The sequence below is a fragment of the Frankia nepalensis genome, from assembly GCF_016786325.1.
GTDB lineage: Bacteria > Actinomycetota > Actinomycetes > Frankiales > Frankiaceae > Pseudofrankia > Pseudofrankia nepalensis.
On the sequence record NZ_JADWYU010000094.1, the window covers coordinates 35,633 to 56,894 of the forward strand.

The 21,262-nt window shown below is 69.1% G+C and carries 10 protein-coding genes; 8 read left to right on the forward strand and 2 right to left on the reverse strand.

The window, feature by feature from the left end; genetic code table 11:
• Positions 1-498: 498 nt before the first annotated feature.
• From I6A81_RS07665 to I6A81_RS07695, 7 genes are all read left to right on the forward strand, one after another.
• On the forward strand, positions 499-5,802 hold the full coding sequence (locus I6A81_RS07665; RefSeq protein ID WP_202999571.1) for a DEAD/DEAH box helicase: 5,304 nt from the start codon (positions 499-501) through the stop codon (positions 5,800-5,802).
• Positions 5,799-8,744: a helicase-related protein gene (locus I6A81_RS07670; RefSeq protein ID WP_202999570.1), complete on the forward strand. Its 2,946-nt coding sequence runs from the start codon at positions 5,799-5,801 to the stop codon at positions 8,742-8,744. Before I6A81_RS07665 ends, I6A81_RS07670 begins: the two co-directional genes overlap by 4 nt.
• Entirely contained in the window at positions 8,741-12,991 is a 4,251-nt protein-coding gene (locus I6A81_RS07675) for an Eco57I restriction-modification methylase domain-containing protein (RefSeq protein WP_202999569.1), read from the forward strand. Before I6A81_RS07670 ends, I6A81_RS07675 begins: the two co-directional genes overlap by 4 nt.
• Positions 12,992-13,076: 85 nt before the next feature.
• Entirely contained in the window at positions 13,077-15,392 is a 2,316-nt protein-coding gene (locus tag I6A81_RS07680; protein ID WP_202999568.1) for an McrB family protein, read from the forward strand.
• Positions 15,389-16,594: an McrC family protein gene (locus I6A81_RS07685; RefSeq protein WP_202999567.1), complete on the forward strand. Its 1,206-nt coding sequence runs from the start codon at positions 15,389-15,391 to the stop codon at positions 16,592-16,594. Before I6A81_RS07680 ends, I6A81_RS07685 begins: the two co-directional genes overlap by 4 nt.
• 425 nt (positions 16,595-17,019) lie before the next feature.
• Entirely contained in the window at positions 17,020-17,925 is a 906-nt protein-coding gene (locus I6A81_RS07690) for a hypothetical protein (protein ID WP_203031749.1), read from the forward strand.
• A gap of 21 nt (positions 17,926-17,946) precedes the next feature.
• On the forward strand, positions 17,947-18,798 hold the full coding sequence (locus I6A81_RS07695) for a class I SAM-dependent methyltransferase (protein ID WP_202999564.1): 852 nt from the start codon (positions 17,947-17,949) through the stop codon (positions 18,796-18,798).
• An 84-nt stretch (positions 18,799-18,882) separates the two neighbouring features.
• On the opposite strand, the gene I6A81_RS07700 is transcribed toward I6A81_RS07695, so the two are convergent.
• Positions 18,883-19,239: a hypothetical protein gene (locus I6A81_RS07700; protein ID WP_202999562.1), complete on the reverse strand. Its 357-nt coding sequence runs from the start codon at positions 19,237-19,239 to the stop codon at positions 18,883-18,885.
• Here I6A81_RS07700 and I6A81_RS07705 point away from each other — a divergent pair.
• A complete protein-coding gene (locus I6A81_RS07705; RefSeq protein ID WP_202999560.1) occupies positions 19,226-19,420 on the forward strand; it encodes a hypothetical protein in 195 nt (64 codons plus the stop codon). The two genes, I6A81_RS07700 and I6A81_RS07705, sit on opposite strands and share 14 nt — an antisense overlap.
• A gap of 651 nt (positions 19,421-20,071) precedes the next feature.
• Here the strand turns inward: I6A81_RS07705 and I6A81_RS07710 are convergent.
• On the reverse strand, positions 20,072-21,058 hold the full coding sequence (locus tag I6A81_RS07710) for a phosphotransferase family protein (RefSeq protein WP_202999558.1): 987 nt from the start codon (positions 21,056-21,058) through the stop codon (positions 20,072-20,074).
• Positions 21,059-21,262 lie beyond the last annotated feature (204 nt).

The following is a 21,262-nucleotide window of genomic DNA, read 5'->3' on the forward strand; positions in this document are numbered from 1 at the left end:
CCGGCGAGGCGAACCGCCAGCCCGACGGGAACTACGTATCGAGATAGCCCCCTTTGAACATTCGACGTCGACTCTCGTGACGTCCAGTCCGCGTGCTGGCCGGCGCCGTTGCGGCGCCCGTAAGGGCTGGCTGTGGCGACGGCGGCGGCGCCTGCGTCGGCTGCCGAGGGCCTCCCGCCGCGCCGACACACAGGGGATCATCGAGAACGTCGACGGCCCCGGCGATCGGGCTGAACGACCTGACGCCAGTGAGCGAGACCCGGGTCGGACGCGGAGGCCCGGCCGCTGCACCAGCGGGCGGTGGCGCTCGCTGAGGCGGTCTCCGGCCCGGACCGCCCGAGTCGGCGTGCCAATCATGCCATCGGCGATGATCGCAGAGATGTCGTGCCATCGGAGTCATAGCGTTGGCACTCCCTGGATACGGACGCATATGGATCTGTCGGTGCGGCGCACTACTGTGTGGTCCACATCGGGGTGGGATGGTTCGGGGGTGCGCTGGTGGACGTGTTCGCGGTCCGTGAGCGGCTGGTGCGGGACTATGAGGAGTTTGTCCGGGGATTCCTGACGATCCGTGACAGCCGGATCCGTCAGCATGTCGAGGACGCGGTCCGTGGTGGGTTGCTGTGGCCGGAGGCATGGCTGTCGTTGAACCCAGCGTTCGAGCCGGGCGGCGAGATCGCCGACCTTGCCAGCCCCAGCGGCTCGGGCCCGGATGCGGGGGTCCTGCACGCGGGTTGCGTGGACATCTTCCAGATCCATGGCAAGCCGATCCGGCTGCACCGCCACCAGCGTGACGCGCTGGAGCTGGCCCGGGCCGAGAAGAGCTACGTGGTCACGACGGGGACCGGCTCGGGTAAGAGCCTGACGTACCTCGTGCCGATCGTGGACCACGTGCTGAAGGTCGGCACGGGCGGCGGCCTCAAGGCGATCATCGTCTATCCGATGAACGCGCTGGCGAACTCACAGTTCGAGGCGTTGAAGGGCTTCATCGGCCAGGACACGCGGGTGACCTGCGAGCGCTACACATCGCAGGAGAGTGAGGAAGACCGGCGGCGGATCCTGGAGAACCCGCCGGACATCCTGCTGACGAACTACGTGATGCTTGACCTGATCCTGACCCGGCCGCATGAGCGGCGCCGGCTGGTCGACAGCGCGGGCGGGCTGCGCTACCTGGTGCTCGACGAGCTGCACACTTATCGGGGTCGGCAGGGCGCCGACGTGGCGATGTTGGTGCGCCGGGTCCGGGAGGCATGTAACAGCCCGGCGGTCCGTTGCGTGGGCACGTCGGCGACGTTGTCGACCGAGGGCACGCGCGAGGAGCAGCACGCGGAGATCGCGAAGACCGCCTCCCGGCTGTTCGGCCAGGAGGTGCTGCCGAAGCATGTCGTCGACGAATCACTGCGGCGCGCGACGGCGGACCTGCCACCGGACCCCGTCGCGCTCGCCGCGGCTGTGAACCGGACCCAGCTTCCGGACGACCTGGCAGGGGATCCCCTGGCGAGCTGGGCGGAAAGCCAGTTCGGCCTCGACAAGCCGGAGAAGCCCGGGCCCGGCGATGTCTTGCCGGACGGTTCGCTGCGCCTGGTACGCCGCAAGCCCCGCACCCTGCAGCAGGTCGCCGCCGACCTCGCCGCCCTGACCTCCCGGCCGCAACAAGCTTGCGAAGAGGCGTTGCGGGCGACGCTGCTGGCGGGTAGCGATCAGCGTGACGAGTTCGACCGGCCGATGTTCGCGTTCCGGCTGCACCAGTTCGTCGGGAAGGGTGACACGGTCTACGTGTCACTGGAGGCCGAGGACGTCCGCCATGTGACGACCCGCCGGCAGCTGGTGCATCCGGAGAAGCCGGAAGCGATCCTCGTACCGCTGGTCTTCTGCCGGGAGTGCGGCCAGGAGTACCTCGAGGTCACCCACGTCGCCGGTCGGTTCAAGACGGACGGCGGGTTGAACGAGGCCGAGGACGACGAGCACGGCGGCTACCTCTACGTCTCCACCGCGAGCCCCTGGCCTCGGGGCGCCGACGCGGTCAAGGACCGGCTGCCCGAGTCGTGGCTGGACCCCGATGGGTCGCTGCCGAAGAACCGGCGCGACCAGCTGCCCGAGATCGTCCGGGTCGCGTCGGACGGTCGCCAGCTCGACGACACCGCCGGTGGCGCCGGGGAGGGGATCACGGCCGCGTTCGTGCGGGCGCCGTTCCGGTTCTGTCTGAACCCGGGGTGCCGGGTGTCCTACGAGTCGCCCCGCCAGCAGGATTTCTCGAAGTTGTCGAGCCTGGGCTCGGAGGGCCGCAGCTCGGCGACGACGGTGCTGAGCTCCAGCCTGCTGCGGGTGTTGCGGGCTGATGAGGACTTGGACGCCGAGGCGCGCAAGCTGCTGGCGTTCACGGACAACCGGCAGGACGCGTCGCTTCAGGCGGGTCACTTCAACGACTTCGTCCAGGTGAGCCTGATCCGGGCCGCGCTCTATCGCGCCTGCGAGGCGGCGGGACCGACAGGTCTCACCCATGACGATCTGCCACGGCGGGTTGTCGAGGCGATGGCGCTGCCGCGCGAGCGGTACGCCGAAGCGCCCCGGGCAAAGGGCTCGTCGCAGCGGGAGAACGCTGACCAGGCGCTGCGCCGGGTGGTGGAGCAACGGCTCTACCTGGATCTTCAGCGTGGTGTCCGGATCACGATGCCGAACCTGGAGCAGGCGGGGCTGCTGGTGGTCGGCTACCGCGACCTCGACGAGGCGACGGCGGACGACGACGCCTGGAAAGGCACCTCGCTGGCGGGGCTGGCGGTGTCCGTCCGGGAAAGGCTGATCAGTGTTCTGCTCGACGAGATGCGCCGTGGCCTGTCGGTGCGCACGGAGGCGCTGACGGACGAGGGTTTCGAGAAGACGCAGACCATGGCGGCCGATCATCTGAACGAGCAGTGGAGGCTGGAGGACAGCGACCGTTTCGTCGCGCCGCGGCTGCTGCCTCGGGCGAAGCGGAAGCACGAGCTGCGAGACGACCAGTACGTCTCGGGCCGGTCGGCGTATGGCCGCTACCTGCGCCGGGAATTGCACCGGTTGACGGGCCACCCGTGGTCGGTCGACGACGCCGAGGTGGAGATCGGCCGAATCCTGAAGGTCCTCTCCGATGGCGACCCGGACACGGGCGAGGACGGCTACGGCATCCTGCACCCGGTCGCCGAATCCTCCGAACGCCGAGGCCGCAACTGGCAGGCGGGCGGCCAGGCCGGCAAGAAGGACGCCGACGGCGTCGGCTACCAGCTGAAGGCCTCCGCGCTGGTGTGGAAGGCCGGTGATGGGAAGAAGCGGGCACCGGACCCGCTGCGGATCACGACCGGCCGCGACGGCGGCCAGCCGAACCGGTACTTCGTCGAGCTCTACCAAGACCGGGCCCGCGAGTTGGCCGGGTTGTTCTCCGCCGAGCACACCGCCCAGGTGCCCGCCCCGCTCCGCGAGGAGCGGGAGCACGCCTTCCGAGACGCCAGACTTCCGGTGATGTTCTGCTCGCCGACCATGGAGCTGGGCGTCGACATCTCGTCGCTCAACGCCGTGATGATGCGCAACGTGCCGCCGACGCCGGCGAACTACGCCCAGCGGTCCGGCCGCGCGGGCCGGCAAAGCCAGCCGGCGTTGGTTGTCACCTACTGCACGACCGGTAGCGCGCATGACCAGTACTACTTCGCCCGGTCGCGGAAGATGGTCGCCGGGGCCGTCGCCCCGCCGCGGATCGACTTGTCGAACCAGGACCTGGTCACCTCACATGTGCAGGCGATCTGGCTGGCCGAGTGCACTGCCGAGCCGCTCGGCAATTCGCTGGTCGGCGTCTTGGAGGCCGCCGGCGACGAGCCGTCGCTGAAGTTGCTGCCCGAGGTCGTCGCGATGTTGTCCGACGAGGACGCCGCGCGGCGCGCGGCCGGCCGGGTTCGCCGGGTGCTCGCCGAGACCCCGGAGATCGTCGACGACGCGCCCTGGTACGACGAGGAATGGGTCGACCGGACGATCCGCGGGGCATTGGACAACTTCAACCAGGCTTGTGACCGGTGGCGGACGCTGTACCGCGACGCGCAGCGGGAGCTGGACGAAGCCAACCGGTTGATCAAGGATGTGACGACCTCCGGGAAGGCGCTCGCTGACGCGCACAGCCGTCACCGGGAGGCGTCGGCGCGGCTGAACCTGCTGCGGAATTCCAGCACGTCGCTCTACCAGTCGGACTTCTACACCTACCGCTACCTGGCCTCCGAGGGCTTCCTGCCCGGCTACAGCTTCCCGCGGCTGCCGGTGTCCGCCTTCATCCCCGCGAAGCGCGGCAAGCAGGTCGAGGGCGACTACCTTTCCCGCCCCCGATTCCTGGCGATCAGCGAGTTCGGCCCGGGTGCGCTGGTCTACCACGAGGGCGCCCGCTACGAAGTCACGAAGGTCGCCCGGGCACTGCGCGGCGACACCGGCGGCCAGCCGCGGCTCGACCTCGAGTCGATGAAGGTCTGCGGCAGGTGCGGCTCGTGGCATCCGTCCACCGACGACGTCTGCGTGTCGTGCGGGGACGAGCTGCCGGCGGCGATGACGAACCTGCTGCGCATGACGACGGCAAGCACCGTGCGGCGGTCGCGGATCAGCTCGGACGAGGAGGAGCGCCGCCGCCAGGGCTACGACATCCGCACCGCGGTGTCCCTGCCGGCCGACGGCGCCGACCCGCGGTTCGAGGCGCACGCGACGGCGCCGGACGGCGCGGTTCTGGCTCGGCTCCTCTACGCCGGCGCCGCCGAGCTTCGCCGGCTGAACATCGGCCTCAAGCGGCGCAGGTCGAAGGAACCAACCGGCTACCGGCTCGACGCCGCGACCGGCCGATGGGCACGGCGCAAGGACCAACCGACCGAACCCGATGACATCACGGCCAGTGCTTCGTCCGACGCTCCGGTGCGTGGCGAGCTGGTCATCCCGTTCGTTACGGACAGGCGCAACGCGCTCGTCCTCGACTGGCAGGGTCCGATGTCGTGGAACGAGCGGGACGCGGCGCTGGCAAGCCTGCAGTACGCGCTCAAGCGGGCGATCCAAGCCGTCTACGACCTGGAGGACTCTGAGCTGGCCGCCGAGGCGCTGCCGACCGTGCGTGACCGCGAGCGCATCCTGCTCTACGAGTCGGCCGAGGGCGGCGCCGGCGTGCTGCGCCAGCTGCTGGCCGACGACGGCGCCCTCAGCACCGTCGCCCGCACCGCGCTGGACCTGCTGCACTTCGGTCTCGACGGGTCCGACAACAACGCCCCCGAGGGGGTGGACGAGCGCTGCGCAAAAGCCTGCTACGACTGCCTGCTCTCCTATGGAAACCAGCCCGAGCACGAGCTGCTTGACCGGTTCGCCGCCCGGCCTCTCCTGCTCGCCCTCGCTGACAGCTCCACCGGCCTCGCGGAACCTGCCCTGGCCCAGAGGGCTGCGCCGACGCGGCGGCCCGCGCTGACGGTTGCGCAGTCGCCTACCGGGCCGGACGGGCCGAGCGCCGGGCTGGCTTGGGTGCCTATGGCAGCGACGGAGGCGTTCATCGACTGGCTGCGCGACCGCGGTCATCGGCTGCCTGACGAGGTTGGCGCGCTGGTCGCCGAGGCCGATGCCCGGCTCGACCTGTGGTATCGGTCCGACTACGGCGATATCGCTGTCTTCGTCCGGCAGAGCGCCGCCGACGAGCCGGTGGACGCTGGCACGGCAGACCGGCTGGCGGCGCTCAACTGGAGTGTGATCGAGATCGGACCGGAACAGGAGTGGGCGGCGCAGGTGGCAAGGTTTCCCAGTGTCTTCGGCCCCGGAGTAGCCGCATGACCACTACGGCCGAGACAGCCCCGAGCCCGTTCGCGATCGGTTCGCTGGTGCGCGCCCGTGGGCGCGAGTGGGTCGTGCTGCCAGGCACCACCGCAGAGCTGATGCTGCTGCGCCCACTGGGCGGCACCGAGGACGAGGTCGCCGGGGTGCTCCCCTCGCTGGAACCGGTCGAGGCGGCGAGGTTCCCCCGACCGGACGCGTCCGACCTGGGTGACGCCGCGAGCGCTCGGCTACTGCGCTCGGCGCTGCGCCTCGGGTTCCGCTCGTCTGGCGGCCCGTTCCGCAGCCTCGCCGGACTGGCGGTCACGCCGCGCTCCTATCAGCTGGTGCCGCTGCTGATGGCGTTGCGGATGGACACGGTCCGGCTCCTGATCGCCGATGGTGTTGGCATCGGGAAGACCGTCGAGGCGGGGCTGATCGTCGCCGAGCTGCTCGCCCAGGGCAGCGCCAGCCGGTTCACCGTGCTGTGCTCGCCGGCGCTGGCCCAGCAGTGGCATGACGAGCTCGCGGAGAAGTTCGGCCTGCGGACCACGCTGGTCCTCGCTTCGACCGCCGGCCGCCTCGAACGCGACCTGCCGCCGGGTGAGTCGCTCTTCGAGCATCACCCGTACACGATCGTCTCGACCGACTTCATCAAGTCGGCCCGCCGCCGCGACGAGTTCCTCCGCGCCTGCCCCGACCTGGTGGTCGTCGACGAGGCCCACACCTGTGTCGCCGCCGACGACGGCGCGAACGCGACTGGCCGCGCGACCCAGCAGCGCCAGGCCCTGCTCACCGGCATCGCCGCCAACCCGGAACGCCACCTGCTGCTGTTGACCGCGACCCCGCACAGCGGGAAGACGGCCGCTTTCCGCGCCCTCCTCGGACTGCTCGACCCGGCGCTGACCGACCTACCTGACGACCTGTCCGGTGACGCACGCCGCCGCGACCGGGAGCGGATCGCCCGCCACCTGATCCAGCGGCAACGCGCCGACATCCGCGAGTACCTCAAAGGCACGTCGCTCCAGGAGACGACGGAGTTCCCGGACCGGCAGACGGCCGAGGAGTCCTACCAGCTCACCGGCGCCTACCAGGACCTGTTCGACGACGTCCTCGCCTACGCCCGCGAAAGCGTCACCGACCCGTCGGGCGGCAAGGTCGCCCAGCGGGTTCGCTGGTGGTCCGTCCTCGCGCTGCTGCGCGCCCTCGCTTCGTCGCCGGCCGCCGCGGTCGAGACGTTGCGCAACCGCGGCGGGTTCGCCGACGCCGAGGACGTCGCCGACGCCGACGCGATCGGCGAGGCGACCGTCCTCGACCTCACCGACGCGGCCTCGGTCGACGGCGCCGACACCAGCCCCGGCGCCCAGCTCGACGCCTCCAAGCGCCGCCTCGCCGAGATGACGAAGGCCGCGGAGAAGCTGTACGGGCCCAAGAACGACGCGAAACTCGCCCGCGGCATCGAGATCGTCAAGAAACTCCTTGATGGCGGCGACGCCGTCGTCGTCTTCTGCCGTTACATCGCCACCGCCACCTACCTCGCGAACGCCCTGCGCGAGGCCAAGGGCTTCGCCGGCGTCGAGGTCGCCGCCGTTACCGGCCAGCAACCACCCGACGACCGCGCCGCCACCGTCGCCGATCTCGCCGAGCGCAGCGCTGACACGAGGAAGCGGGTGCTTGTCGCGACCGACTGCCTGTCAGAGGGCATCAACCTTCACCAGCACTTCTCCGCCGTCGTCCACTACGACCTGTCCTGGAACCCGACCCGCCACGAACAGCGCGAGGGCCGCGTAGACCGGTTCAATCAGCCCGCTCGGGTCGTCCACGCCGTCACCTACTTCGGCGCCGACAACCCCATCGACCGGCTCGTCCTCGACGTGCTGCTCCGCCGCCACGCCGCGATCCGCCGCGACACCGGCGTCTCCGTCCCCGTCCCCGTCGACTCGGACACCGTCCTGTCAGCCGTCCTCGAAGGGCTGCTCAGTACGAGGACCGCGCCCGGCCAAATGGAGCTGGAAGGGATCGGCGAGGCGGCCCGCGCGGACCTGCTCGCCCGCTGGACCTCAGCCGCCGAACGCGAACGACGGTCCCGCAGCCTGTTTGCCCAGGAACAGATCCGCCCCGAGGAGGTCGCCCGCGAGGTCGAGGCGATCCGAGGCAGCCTCGGTGGGCCGGACGAGGTCCGGATGTTCACTCTCGGCGCGTTCGGGTCGCTTCGGTCTCCTGCGCACCCGCGCGGCGACGGGCGATTCAACGTGGTCACAGCCGGCCTCCCGCCGACCCTGCGCGACGAGATCAGCCGAGAAATCCTCGACGCTCGCCGTGGCCGTCCCGGCCGGCGGTCCACCAGCACGGCTGTGGACGATCTGTTGCTCACCCCGTCGCTGCCGGCCGCGCCCGGCGAGGTCGTCCTCACCCGCACCGACGCGACGGTCGAGACCCTCGCGCGCTACGTCCTCGACACCGCGCTCGACCCCGTCGGCATCGACGAGCCCGACCGCCCGGCCCGCCGCTGCGGCGTCATGGTGACCAAGGCGGTCGACAAACGCACCACTCTGCTGCTCGTCCGCTACCGGCTTCACCTCGCCCTGCCCGGCCGGGCAGGCATCCGGCCACTCGTCGCCGAGGAGGCCCGCATCCTCGCCTTCACCGGCACCCCCGCCGACCCGACCTGGCTCGACGAACAGGCCATCGCCGCCCAGCTCGACGCCCGTCCCGCCGCGAACTACCCCCGCGACCTCGCCGCCGCCGATATCAGCCGCGTGATCAACCGGCTCGACGCGGTCACCGGCCACCTCGACGACGTCGGCGACCAGCTCGCCGCCGACCTGCTGGCGAGCCACCGCCGCGTCCGCGAAGCCGCGGGTTCGACCGGCAACCTGGTCCGCCGCGGCCTGACCGTCAAAGCCCAACGCCCCGCCGACATCCTCGGCGTCTACCTGCACCTTCCGGCGGCCCAGTCATGACCACTCCGCTCCCGTCCGCGCGAGGCGCCCGTACTGCCGGAATCGTCGGCGCCTTCACCGCTGTCCGCACTGTCGGCGGCCTGCTGCCCGCCGACGCGCTGATTGCCGTCGCCGCCGGCCGCGACCTGTCCGGCCTCCGCCCGGCCGACTACGGCTTGGTCGACAAGGAAACTCTCCGCGAGGCGGCGAACCGATCGTTCACCAGGCTTCAAGCGGCGTGGGCTGACTTCCGCCGAGTCGTCCCAGCGGGGCCGGTTCTTGGCACCGAGACGACGCCCACCCGGCGCTGGCTCCAGGTCCTATTCACCGAGCTGGGCTACGGCCGTCTACCAACCGCGCCAGCCGGCGGTATCGCCGTCGACGGGTCCGCAGGTAGCAAGAGCTATCCAGTCTCTCATCTGTGGGGCAAGAGCCCGATCCACCTGCTCGGCGCTGGGATCAGCCTCGACCACCGCACCGCGGGTGTCGCCGGCGCCGCCGCGTCCGCGCCTCACTCCATGGTCCAGGAACTGCTCAACCGGGCACCCGACCTGCTCTGGGGCTTCGTCTCCAATGGGCTGAGGCTTCGGCTGCTGCGCGACTCGGCCTCGCTCGTCCGCCAGGCTTACGTCGAGTTCGACCTCGAAGCGATGTTCGACGGCGAGGTCTTCGCTGACTTCGCCCTGCTCTGGCTCGTCGCCCACGCCAGCCGGGTCGAGCCCCGCCCCGACAGCGATGCCCGCCCCGACACCTGCTGGCTTGAAAGGTGGCGCACCGAAGGCATCAGCCGCGGTACCCGCGCCCTGACCGCGCTGCGCGACGGCGTCAGCCAGGCACTCGTCACCCTTGGCCGCGGCTTCCTCCGTCATCCGGACAACACCGCTCTGCGCGCCGCCCTCGCCGACGGCACACTGCCCAGCCGCGAGTACTACCGGCTGCTGCTCCGCGTCGTCTACCAGCTACTCGTCCTCTTCGTCGCCGAGGACCGCGACCTGCTCCACCCATCCGGTGCCACTCCGACCGCCCGCGACACCTACACCCGGTTCTTCTCCACCGACCGGCTCCGACGGCTCTCCCGCCGCCGCTCCGGCGTCTCCGGCGCCCGCCACCACGACCTGTGGACCGCCCACCAACTCGTCCTCGCCGGCCTCGGCGACGAACAGGGCCGGCCCGAGCTTGGACTGCCCGGTCTCGGCGGCATCTACGAGCCCGAACTACTCGGCCCACTCGGCGCCGCGACAATCACCAACGCCGACCTGCTCGCCGCGGTACGCGCGCTGTCTGTCACCCGCGACGATTCCGGCCTGCCCCGCCAGGTCGACTACCGCAACCTCGGCGCCGAAGAACTCGGCGGCATCTACGAGTCCCTCCTCGAACTCGTCCCCCAGTACGACGTGGCAAGCGGAGAGTTCATCCTCGACGTCGCCGCCGGCCACGACCGCAAGACCACCGGCAGCTACTACACCCCGCCTGGCCTCGTCGAAATCCTCCTCGACGAGGCACTCGACCCGGTACTCGACGACGCCGAGAAGTCCGGCACGACGGCGGAAGAGAGGGAGAAGGCCCTCCTCGCCGTCACCGTCTGCGATCCGGCGTGCGGCTCCGGCCACTTCCTCGCCGCCGCCGCCCGCCGGATCGCCCGCCGCCTCGCCGCCGTCCGCACCGGCGAAGCCGAACCTCCGGTCGCCGCCACCCAGACCGCCATGCGCGACGTCGTCGCGCACTGCATTTACGGCGTCGACCTCAACCCCATGGCCGCCGAACTCGCCAAGGTCGCCCTCTGGCTCGAAGCCCTCGACCCCGGCCGGCCGTTGTCCTTCCTCGACGCCCACGTCAAGGTCGGCAACGCGCTGATCGGCGACAGCCTGCTCGACCCGAAGCTGATCGCCGCCCCGGAAGCGGGCGACCCGCTGCTCGACGGCGCCCGCGTCGGCGACAAGATCGAACTCGTCCGGCTTGCCCTGCCCGACGAGGCGTTCACCGCCAAGGTCGGAGACGACAAGGCCCAGGTCGCTCACTACCGCAAGCGCAACCGCGCCGAGCGCAAGGCGATGGAGAACCCCGAGTCCTCGCTCTTCGCCCTCGGTATCCACAGCGAGTGGCGGTCAGCCTTCAGGCAGGTCGCGGATCTGCCTGAAGACAGCCTGGCCGCCGTCCACCAGAAGAAGAACGCGTGGGCGAAGGCCGAGTCCGACGGGACGATGCTGCGCGAGCGGCTCGCCGCCGACGCCTGGTGCGCCACGTTCGCCTGGCCCCACCGGCTCGACCCGGACGCCGTCCGCCGGAGCGAAGAACGGGTCAAGAACAAGGTCACTCCGCTGGGGCCGGAAGACCTACGCGCCGATCCGCCGCCGCCCACCGCCGAGACCATCATCAGAATCCGCGAGGACGGTGCCGCCGCACTCACCAGAGAGCAGATCAAGGAGCTTACCGAGCTTCGGGAGAGCCACCGCTTCTTCCACTGGCCGCTGGAGTTCCCCGAGATCCTCCCTGGCGGGTTCGCCTGCGTACTCGGCAACCCGCCGTGGGAACGGGTCAAGCTCCAGGACGAGGAGTTCTTCGCGACCCGCGCCCCCGAGATCGCCGACGCCCCGAACGCCGCGGCCCGTAAGAAGCTGATCGCCACGCTGCCGGATGAACGTCCACCACTCTGGGACGAGTACCAACGCGCGCTCCGCGCCGCCGACATCGGAAGCGGGTTCGGTCATGACTCGGGCCGCTACCCGCTGACCGGACACGGCGACATCAACACGTTCCAGCTCTTCGCGGAGCACGATCTTGCCATCACCGCCCGGCATGGCCGAGCAGGTGTCGTCCTCCCAACCAACATCGCGACCGGTGATACTACTGCGCCCTTCTTCCGACACTTGGTTGAGACATCGACCCTCGCCGGCTTTCTCGACTTCGAGAACGAGGCGAAGATCTTTTCGGGCGTTACCAATAAGTTCCGTTTCGCAGTGCTATGTGCCACCGGCGGCCTCCGGCTTTCCCATACATCGCTAGCCTTTTCGACCCGGCACCTGCAGGATCTGCCGGAGCGGCGGTTCGTCCTGCTGCCTGACGAGATTCTGCTGGTTAACCCGAACAGCGGGACGCTGCCGGTCTTCCGCTCCCGCACCGACGCCGAGATCACCATCGGCATCCACCGCCGCGTCCCGGTCCTCGTCAATGGCGACGAGAACCCATGGGGCGTCTCGTTCCTCCGCATGTTCGACATGGCCAACGACTCGTCGCACTTCCGGACAGAGAAGCAACTACGCCAGGATGGCTGGACCGAGGAAGGTGACGCCTTCGTTCGCGGCAATGAGCGGATGCTTCCTCTTGTTGAGGGCAAGATGTTGCACTTGTACGATCACCGGTATGCGACCTACGAAGCGGCGACGCAGGCGCAACTTAACAAGGGGACCCTGCCGCGACTAAATGATGACCAACATGGCGACCCGGATTTGGTAGCATGGCCGCAATACTGGCTTATTAATTCCGCGGTTCACGACAGACTTGGTGATCGCTGGAACCGTGAGTGGCTGCTGGGTTGGCGCGATATAACGACGAGCGTCAACGAACGCACTGTGATCACATCGGTATTTCCTGCCGGCGCGGTTGGCCACACGGAGCCGATTATCTTGACAGATAACCGCGAGTTCGCTGCTCTTCACGCCAATCTCTCGAGTGTGGTCGTGGACTATGCCGCACGCCAGAAGATCAGCGGCGCACACCTCACCTTTGGTAACATGGAACAGCTCCCAGTGATGCCGCCGACGGCATACTGCGTCTCCGCCTCATGGGATTCGGCAGTCGAGCTGCGGGACTGGATTGCCGAGCGAGTGCTGGAACTGTCGTACACGTCGTGGGACATGGCGCCCTATGCCGACGACCTGCACGACGATGGTCCGCCGTTCCGGTGGGACCCCGAGCGGCGTGCGCAGATCCGGGCCGAGTTGGACGCGGCGTACCTGCACCTCTACGGCCTGAATCGTGCCGAGGCCGAGCACGTCTTGGACTCATTCTTCGTCCTTCGCAAGAACGAGGAGAAGGCCTTCGGCACGTTTCGCACCCGCACCCTCGTCCTTGCGGCCTACGACGCCATGGCCACCGGCCACTTCGTCTCCCCGCTGACCCCACCTCCGGGCGATGGCCCTCGCCACACCGACGATGGGCGCCGAAGGATCATCGCCCAGAATCGCGATAGCAGCCCGGCCGCACAGGAGGAGATCGAGGTCGACGACCTAACTGGCGCCCTCTTCAAGCCAAAGGGGACACTGTTCTGATGCCCGCGTCGGGCGTCGCAGTCGGAGGATCGCAGGAGCATGCATTGCCTACTGCTTGGCCCTTGAACTCGGTGGAGGTACGCCGGTGAGCGGCGAGGATCAGGTCTATGCGGCGGCGCGGCTGGTGCTGGAGCGCGGTTTCGTTCAGGACGACTCCGTCTTCGCGCCCGGCCGGTCTGTGTGGACCCAGGAAAACGCCTTGGACCTCGCGTACCGGCTGGAGCATCCCCCGGCGGGGCCGGGCAGTTTTCTGGACAAGCTTCGGGTGGAGCTGGCGGACGCCAGCCCGGAGGTGGTCCAGCTCGCGGCTGAGGTCCTCTACCTGCACTTCCTGCCGGTGCTGGGGATGAACGGCTCGACGAAGCGGCTCGCGCTCCGGAAGGTGTTCGACGAGTCCGCAGGCGCGTTGAAGCTGCCCGCCGACCTCGACGGTGCTCTCGACAACGGCGTCATCTGGGTGGGGATCGCGTACTACCGGTACCGGCCGGCGCAGGTGATCTGGCTGGCCAGCGTCGTCGCCGCGGTGAAGGCCCTTGCGCCGGAGCTGCGCGCCGACCTGTTGAAGAGCCCGTGGGACTTCCGAGACCTGCTCGACCAGGTGCCGACGACGACGGCCGCCGGTCAACGCCGGGCGCTGTTGCACCTCGCCTTCCCGCGGACGTTCCTCAACAGCCTGCGCGCCGACCACCCTGGCGCGATCATGGAGGCGTTCGGCTACCTGGCGGGGCAGCGGCCGCGCGGCGACCTGGAGGCGGACTTTGCCGCCTTCTGGGAGGCGCTCAGCCTCAAGGAAGGCCGGCCGATCGACTTCTTCCAGCCGCCGTGGCGGGATCAGTGGATGACTCCGGCGACCGAACCCGAGGGGACGGCCTCGACTCACACCGGCTGGCTGGTGCGCGGCGCCAACATCTCGCGGACCAATCTCGTCCCGGAGTGGCTGCGCGACGGCTACTGCTCGATGTCCTGGCCCGACTACCCGGACATCCCTGTCGGGCTGTCGCGGACGCAGCTCGCGCAGCTGGTCCGCGCGTCGGAGCCCGGCTTGCGACCGAGCCAGGAAGGCAACTGGATCGGGCTGCTCGACCGCTTCTTCAATCGGATGCAGGTCGGCGATCTGGTCGTGACCGTCGATGGTCCCCAGGTCTACGTCGGCATTCTCGACGGGCCGCCGACCTGGGAGCAGAAGACTCCGCTGGCCGACCGACGTCGCGCCGTCCGCTGGCTCAATGCCGACAAGCCGATCAACCGGTCCGATCTTTCGGAGGCGGCGCAGAACCGGCTGCGCGGGCAGCTCACGGTCAGCGGCCTCGGTGACGAGGCGGGCGAGTTCCTCCAGTTGGCCCAGCTTGAGATCGGCGCGGAGGTTATTGACCCCGCTCCGGTCGACGACCCGGCCGTCGCGGCCGCATTGAAGGCAGCGGAGACGACCTTCAAACCCGAGGTCCGGCCCCAGCTCCAGGACCTGCCGGCCCCCAGCCAGGAGTTCGCTGACAACCTGCTGGTCGACCTCCCGTGGCTCACCGAGACGATGGAGCTGCTCAACGAGAAGAAGCAGATCGTGCTCTATGGCCCGCCCGGTACCGGCAAGACCTATCTGGCGCAGGAGATCGCTGAGTCTCTCGTTGAACAGACGAACGGTGAGTACCGGCTGGTGCAGTTCCACCCTTCGTACGCCTATGAGGACTTCGTCGAAGGCTTCCGCCCCTCGACGGCCGGCGACGACACCTTCAAGTTCGCCAAGGAGCCTGGCCCGTTCCGCCGCCTGGTCGCCGCTGCGCTGGCGAACCCGTCTGGGGCCTACATCCTGGTGATCGACGAGATCAACCGGGCGAACCTTGCGAAGGTCTTCGGAGAGCTGTACTTCCTCCTGGAGTACCGGGACAGGACGATCCAGCTGCAGTACTCCCCAGAGGACGACTTTGCGCTGCCGAAGAACGTCTTCCTCATCGGCACGATGAACACCGCTGACCGGTCGATCGCGCTGGTCGACGCCGCGATGCGGCGCCGCTTCGCCTGGCAATCCCTCTTCCCAGGCGAACCGCCGGTCGCGGGGATGCTCCGTCGCTGGCTGGCGGACAATGGCAAGCCAGCCCACATCGCCGACCTGCTCGACGAGCTCAACAGAGCAATCGCAGACCGGGACGCCGCCATCGGCCCGTCGTACCTGATGAACTCCCGGGTGGCGACGAAGGACGGACTCGCCCGGATCTGGAAGACACAGATCCTGCCGCTCCTTGAGGAGCGGCACCTCGGCGAGCATCCCGACGTCCCCGCGTTCGTCCGCCAGCGCTACGGCCTCGATGTGCTCCTGCCCACGGTCACGCCGCCGGTCCCACCCCAGCCGGAAGCGGACGGGATTGACGCGGGCGACGGCACCGGCGAGGCGCCGCCGCCGGCATGATCACGCCAATCGTCGTCCGCGAGCACAAGAGCGTCACCGTCCCCGGCCTGCCAGCCGACGTCGCCCGGACGTTCGCGGCGACTGGTGCCGTCGCCGTCAGCCGTGATCTGGAAGGCGCCGTCTGCCTGGCCGCGTCGTCGACGGTCGGGGTGGTGCGCGCGGGTGACTTTGAGCTGGTGATCCGCCCGAAGGTCGGCGTCGGCCGCCTTCTCTGGCTTGTCGGTCACGCCCGCGACCAGAAGGGCTGGCGTGACGACGACGTCGACCTGGCCGAGACCGACGACCTGGTGACCGGTCTCGCCGTAGCGTTCACCCGTCGGGCCGGCCGCGCCCTGGCCGCCGGTGTGCTGCGCGGCTATCAGCCCGTCGCCGAAACTTCGCCTGTTCTCCGCGGCCGGCTTCGCGAAGCCGACCAGCTGCGCGCCCGCCTCGGCCGCGCCTACCCGCTGGAAGTCGCCTATGACGACTACTCCGCGGACATCCCGGAAAACCGGATCCTGCTCGGTGCTACCCGCCGCCTGCTCCGCCTGCCCGGCATCCCCGCAGCGACCCGCGCCGCGCTGCACCGCCTCAACGTCGGTCTCGCTGAGGTCGCCCCGTTGCCGGCCGGCCTACGCGCCCCGGCGACTCCCGAGACCAGGCTCAATCGTCGCTACCAGTCAGCCCTGCGCCTAGCCCGCCTCGTCCTTGACCACCGCGGTCTCGATATTCCCGCCGCCGACAGCCCCGCCGGCCCGACCCTCGCGGCGACCGGCTTCCTGTTCGACATGAACCGCGTCTACGAGGACTGGCTGACCGCAGTGCTCCGCACGGCGCTCGAACATCACGGCGGTGCAGTCGAGGGGCAGAAGGTCATCCGCCTCGACGAGGCTGGGAAGCTCGCACCCCGTCCGGACATCACCTGGTGGCACGGCGACCAGTGCGCGGCCGTGCTGGACGCGAAATACAAGGCACCGAACAAGGGCTTCCCCAGCGAGGACGTCTACCAGCTCATCGCGTACTGCACCGCCCTCGACCTCGCCGAAGGTCACCTGATCTATGCGGGTGGTACCCCCGATGTCCATGTGATCCGAGGCCAAGGCCCCAGGATCCACGTGCATGTACTCGATCTCGCCCGCGACCCGTCGGACCTTCTGCAACAGATCGACTACCTCGCCGGACACGTGGCCGCCTGCCGCACACGGACGCCTGCCTTCTCATGACTGCTGAAGGCCAGTAGGGCCGGCATCGCGTTACTTTCGACCCTGAATGACCCACCACTGACGAAGTGGACACCCCAGGCGGAGACGCTCGGGTGCTCCGTGTCGGCGGCCGAAGCCAGGACTCATATCTTCTCGAAGTCCGCTTGGTCGAACGTGGGCATGAGTGCATTGGCGAACGGTGACGTTCCGACCACGCTGGCGGCACGCTTCCAGTACCGTGGCATCGATGTGATTCGCCGTGCTGCCTGGAAGGGACCGGCTCACGTTGGGTAGCGATCTTGTCGGATGACGCCGGCGCCCCATGGGCGGGGTTTTCCGAGGCGTGGCTCCTGGGGTTTCGTCGTATCTACGCCATCTTCGTTGTCCGCGGAAATCGCGACCCGCACCGCACCGCCATGCGGAGTCCGTGGGCCATGTTCCGTCTGATGTTGCTGTCATACGGCCCCGGTCTGATCGCCGTCGCAGTATCGGTGACGGCGATCGGCGGAGCGTGGGACCTGTCCGGCGAGGACCTGCTGCTCTTCGCATTGCTGGGAACGGTAAACGGCGGTATGCTCGGAGCAGCCTCACTGGCGTGGACTTTTCCTCTCCGGCGACTCGGCACCATCGACGACCTGATCCGTGAGAGCGCACACCGAGATCGAATTGTGTCCCCAGTGCTGCGTGGTTACGGCTTCTGGCAGGCCAGCTTACCGATCGCGGCGGCGGTGATCCCCTTCATAGTCCTGCTGATGCGCGGCGACTTCGACGCGCGAAATATCGCGATCACCGCCAACCTTGCATGGAGTATGTTGTTTCTCGGGAACGTCAGCTACTGGCTGATAGTTCCGCCGATTATGGCGATTCTCATGCGGAAGTGCACAGACCTCAGCCTCCGGTGGAATGATCCGGCGCGCACGCCAGGAATCAGAACCCTCTCGGAGGGGTACGCATACTCGGCGATCTTCCTGGCACTCGGGGCTTTCGCCGTCACCTTACCGGGTTTGTTTGGCGGCTCGCCGTTGCTTGGCAGCTATCTTCCCTATCTCTATGGGTTACTGCTCGGACTCTCGTTGTGGGTAGGCGCGTTCACGCAGTTCATGCTTTTCACGATCACGCGGCGTTTTCGCCTTCGTATGATGGACACGCTGGCCGGGAATGACGCGTACCTGCTGTCCGAAGTGCGTGCCACGGAAATCTTTGAAAAGGTGCGAGCTAGCGAGAACGCACCCAGCACGCGGGCCGCCTATGACATGTTTGCCGGGGCGCCCAGCCTCCCATATGGTACCGGTCTCATCGTCCAGTACGCGGCAGCCATCTTCGGGTCTGTTGTCGGCTTCCTGCTACAATGACGCCGACGAACGGAGCCTAGGGTGCCAGAACGCGACGCGAACATTAAGGCGGTTCTTCGGTACTACGATCGCACGGAGTCACGGCTGGGCTACCTGTATCTGCTGCACGGGACGAAGCACTTCGGCTGGTACGAGGCCGGGGACCCCGGGTGGCGGTTCTCACCGGCGATGCGCCGCATGGAGCATCAGCTCGGACGCCGGCTCGGTCTCGATGCCGGTTCCCGGGTGCTCGACGCCGGCTGCGGCATGGGCGAGGTCGCGCGCACGCTCGCAACCGATTTCACCCTGGACGTCACCGGAATCGATATTCTCGACTTCAACCTCGACGAGGCCCGGCGCCGGAGCGAGAAATCCGGGCTCGCCGACCGCACCCGGTTCGTCGAATGCGACTATCACGACCTCTCCCAGTTCGCCGACGGCCAGTTCGACGGGGCCTACACGATGGAGACGTTCGTGCACGCCGCCGATCCCGAACGGGTGCTGGCCGAGTTTCACCGGGTTCTGCGCCCCGGCGGGCGGCTCGTGATGTTCGAGTATTCGCGGACACCGGAGGAGTTGTTGGATCCGGCCGCGCGGGCGGCGTTCGACGCCGTGTGCGAGCTTGGCGCGATGCCGACCTGGCACCGTCTCAACCACGGCGACCTGGAAGGCCTCCTCGAATCGGCGTCGTTCAAGGTCGAGGCGGTGGAGGACGTGACGGCCCGCATGCTGCCGATGCTGCGCGCGTTCGCGCTCCTCGGCCGCCTGCCGTACGCCACCGCGCGGCGACTCGGCAAGACAGCGAAGGCCGTCAACGCGATGAGCGGCGTCGAGATGTGGAAGCACCAGGACGCCTGGCGCTACAACATCTACACGGCCGCCAAGAAGGCATAGGCATCGCCACCTACTCGCGCCCGTCGGCCAGAGCCGCTGCTCACGGAGGCGGCCGGTGGGTTTGCCCGGAGGCCGGGCTACGAGCTATGACGACGTCGTTCCCGAGCTGTCTATGTTCCCGACCATGCTGGTCGGGGCGAAATAGGAGCTGCCTCTCGTCCCATAGATACCGATGTGCGCCCCGCCCGGCCCCACGCCCTCGATGATGTTGGTCATGCAGACCCTGGTGTCGAACACCGTCGTCCCCCCGCCGGCCACCGGTGGGAGGCTCACCGTGACCTCCTCGAGGCCTTCGCTCACCAGGCCGACGCCGTCGCTCTCCCACACCAGGGTCACCTTGAGCCAGCCAGCGGGGGATGGGGCGGTGCCCCAATTCGACAGCTTGATCCTCAGGGAGCCGCACACGTAGTCCGAGCCAGTGATGCCGATGAACCGCCTCACCCAGATCCTCATGTCCGGTGCTCCCGCGGTCTGGGCCGGGGGCGGCGGCGTCGTGCTCGGCGCTGGCGTGGCCGGGGCCACCGGGGTCGGTTGCGGTGCCCGCGACGGCGTCGCCGGTGGCCGCGGGGCTGGCGGCGCCGTCGAAATGACCGCCGCGGGCCGCGGAGCCTGCGACGACTGAGTCGTCATGGGGACCGCCGCGGGCCGCGTCACCGGCGGCGGCTTGGCCATGGCTGGGCTGGCGGCCGAGGGCGGCGCTGCGGCGGGGCGGGGCGTTCCGGACGCGGCCGGGATGGTCGCCCGCGCGGCGCCGGTCCGGCCCGGCGAGGCAGGTGCCGTCGGCGCGGGGCCAGAACCGGCCGTCGGCCCGGCCGTGGAGGCGGGGGTCGCCGACGGCGAGGGGGTCGTGGTGCCGGGCCGGTCGCCGACGCCGAACTCGCCGGCCGCGAGCGCGGCGGAGGCCGTCGTCGCGGTCGGCTCACGCGGCCCGTCGGCCTGCGTGCCGGCGGCCCCGGTACAGCCTGCCGCCAGAAGTCCGGCAAGCAGCGCGGCATTCACCGAACGGCCGAACGGACGGACGCGTGGACGCCGCATAGAACCTCCTGGTAGAGCGCCCCAGGTGGCCTTCTGGTCAGCGCGCGCCAACTCTGCCATAGCGGTACGCCACAGACATTCCGTGCGAGCCCGCTCGGCGAGGAATGTTCGGACGCTGTCACCCCGATTGGCTGGTGCCCGCATCCCCAACGGAATGCCTACCTCGCAGGTAGCGGCGCGCTCACCCCACGGCTCAGCTCACGTGGGACCGAGCTGAGGTCGACCTCGGCCACGCTGGTCAGGTCAGGTGGGCCAGAACGGCGGACAAGGCCGGGTAGCTGGCGCGGACGCCGTCGGCGTTGCCGAGGCGATGCCGTTCGAGTCTGACCGCTCCCAGGTGGCGGCCCTCGTAGATCTGCTGGCGTAGCCGCGCGGCGGGCGAGGTGTCACGGGGTCCGTAGCCGTCCCAGAACGCGACCCGCTCGTCCTGTTTCGTCAGCGCCATCCGGATCGTCCAGTCCGCGGCGCTGTCGCCGAACCAGGTCCGGTCGAGGTCGAACACCCCGGTGATCGTCGGCTCCGGGGTGGTCTCGTGGAGCATCACGTTCACCGTCCACAGATCACCGGCCAGCAGCCGGGGCTCGGTCACCTCGTCCAGCACGGCCCGCCGGTCAACGGCCACGGCGATGACCCTGCGCAGGTCGGCCGCGTCCAGGCCGGCGCCGTCGAGATCCGTCACGACGGCCTCCAGCGAAGCGATCACCGCCTCGCTCCACGAGCCGTAACCGGGACCGGTGACCGGGCCGAAACGCGTCCCGCGCACCCCGTGAACCCGCCGCGCGATGGCGCCCAGCTCTCGGAAGAAGACCGGCCACAGCGCGCGCGGATAGTCGCCGAGGCGGCTCGGCGCCGGCACGCCATCCAGAAGGGTCTGGACCATCCAGTCCCGGCCGATCAGCTCCTGTGACCAGTCCGCGGCGATCACCTTTGGCAGCAGCGGCGCGATCATCGCCAGGTAGGGCAGCGAGGCGTACTCGTTACGCATCAGCTGCCACTCCGACGCGAACTGCCGGCCTGGCTCGGGCGCGACCCGCAGGATCACCGGCCGGTCCCGCCCCGCCACCGTCACCCGGTACGTCGTGTTGTATAGACCTGCCCCAAGCTCCTCGGCGGTGACGACCCGAACCTCGGAGCCGAACACCCGGCCACAGATCGCCCGGATCTCGCCGGCCGTCAACGGCTGCTGAAACGCCCCAGACGAACGCTCGACCTGTCGCAACCGCATATCGCCTCCTCACCCGATAAGAACCACGGGCGCCACCAGTTGGCATCGGCCGCACGGTAGCCCCGGCAGGCGAGGGACACGGCCGCTCGAGGGCCGTCATCCCTACGGCCATCGCGCTGGGCATCGCGAGCGACATCGCCGGCCATACCGCCCGGCCCTGGTGGCTGTCGTCACCGGGAGGCATTGGCCCGGTCGCGATGTCTG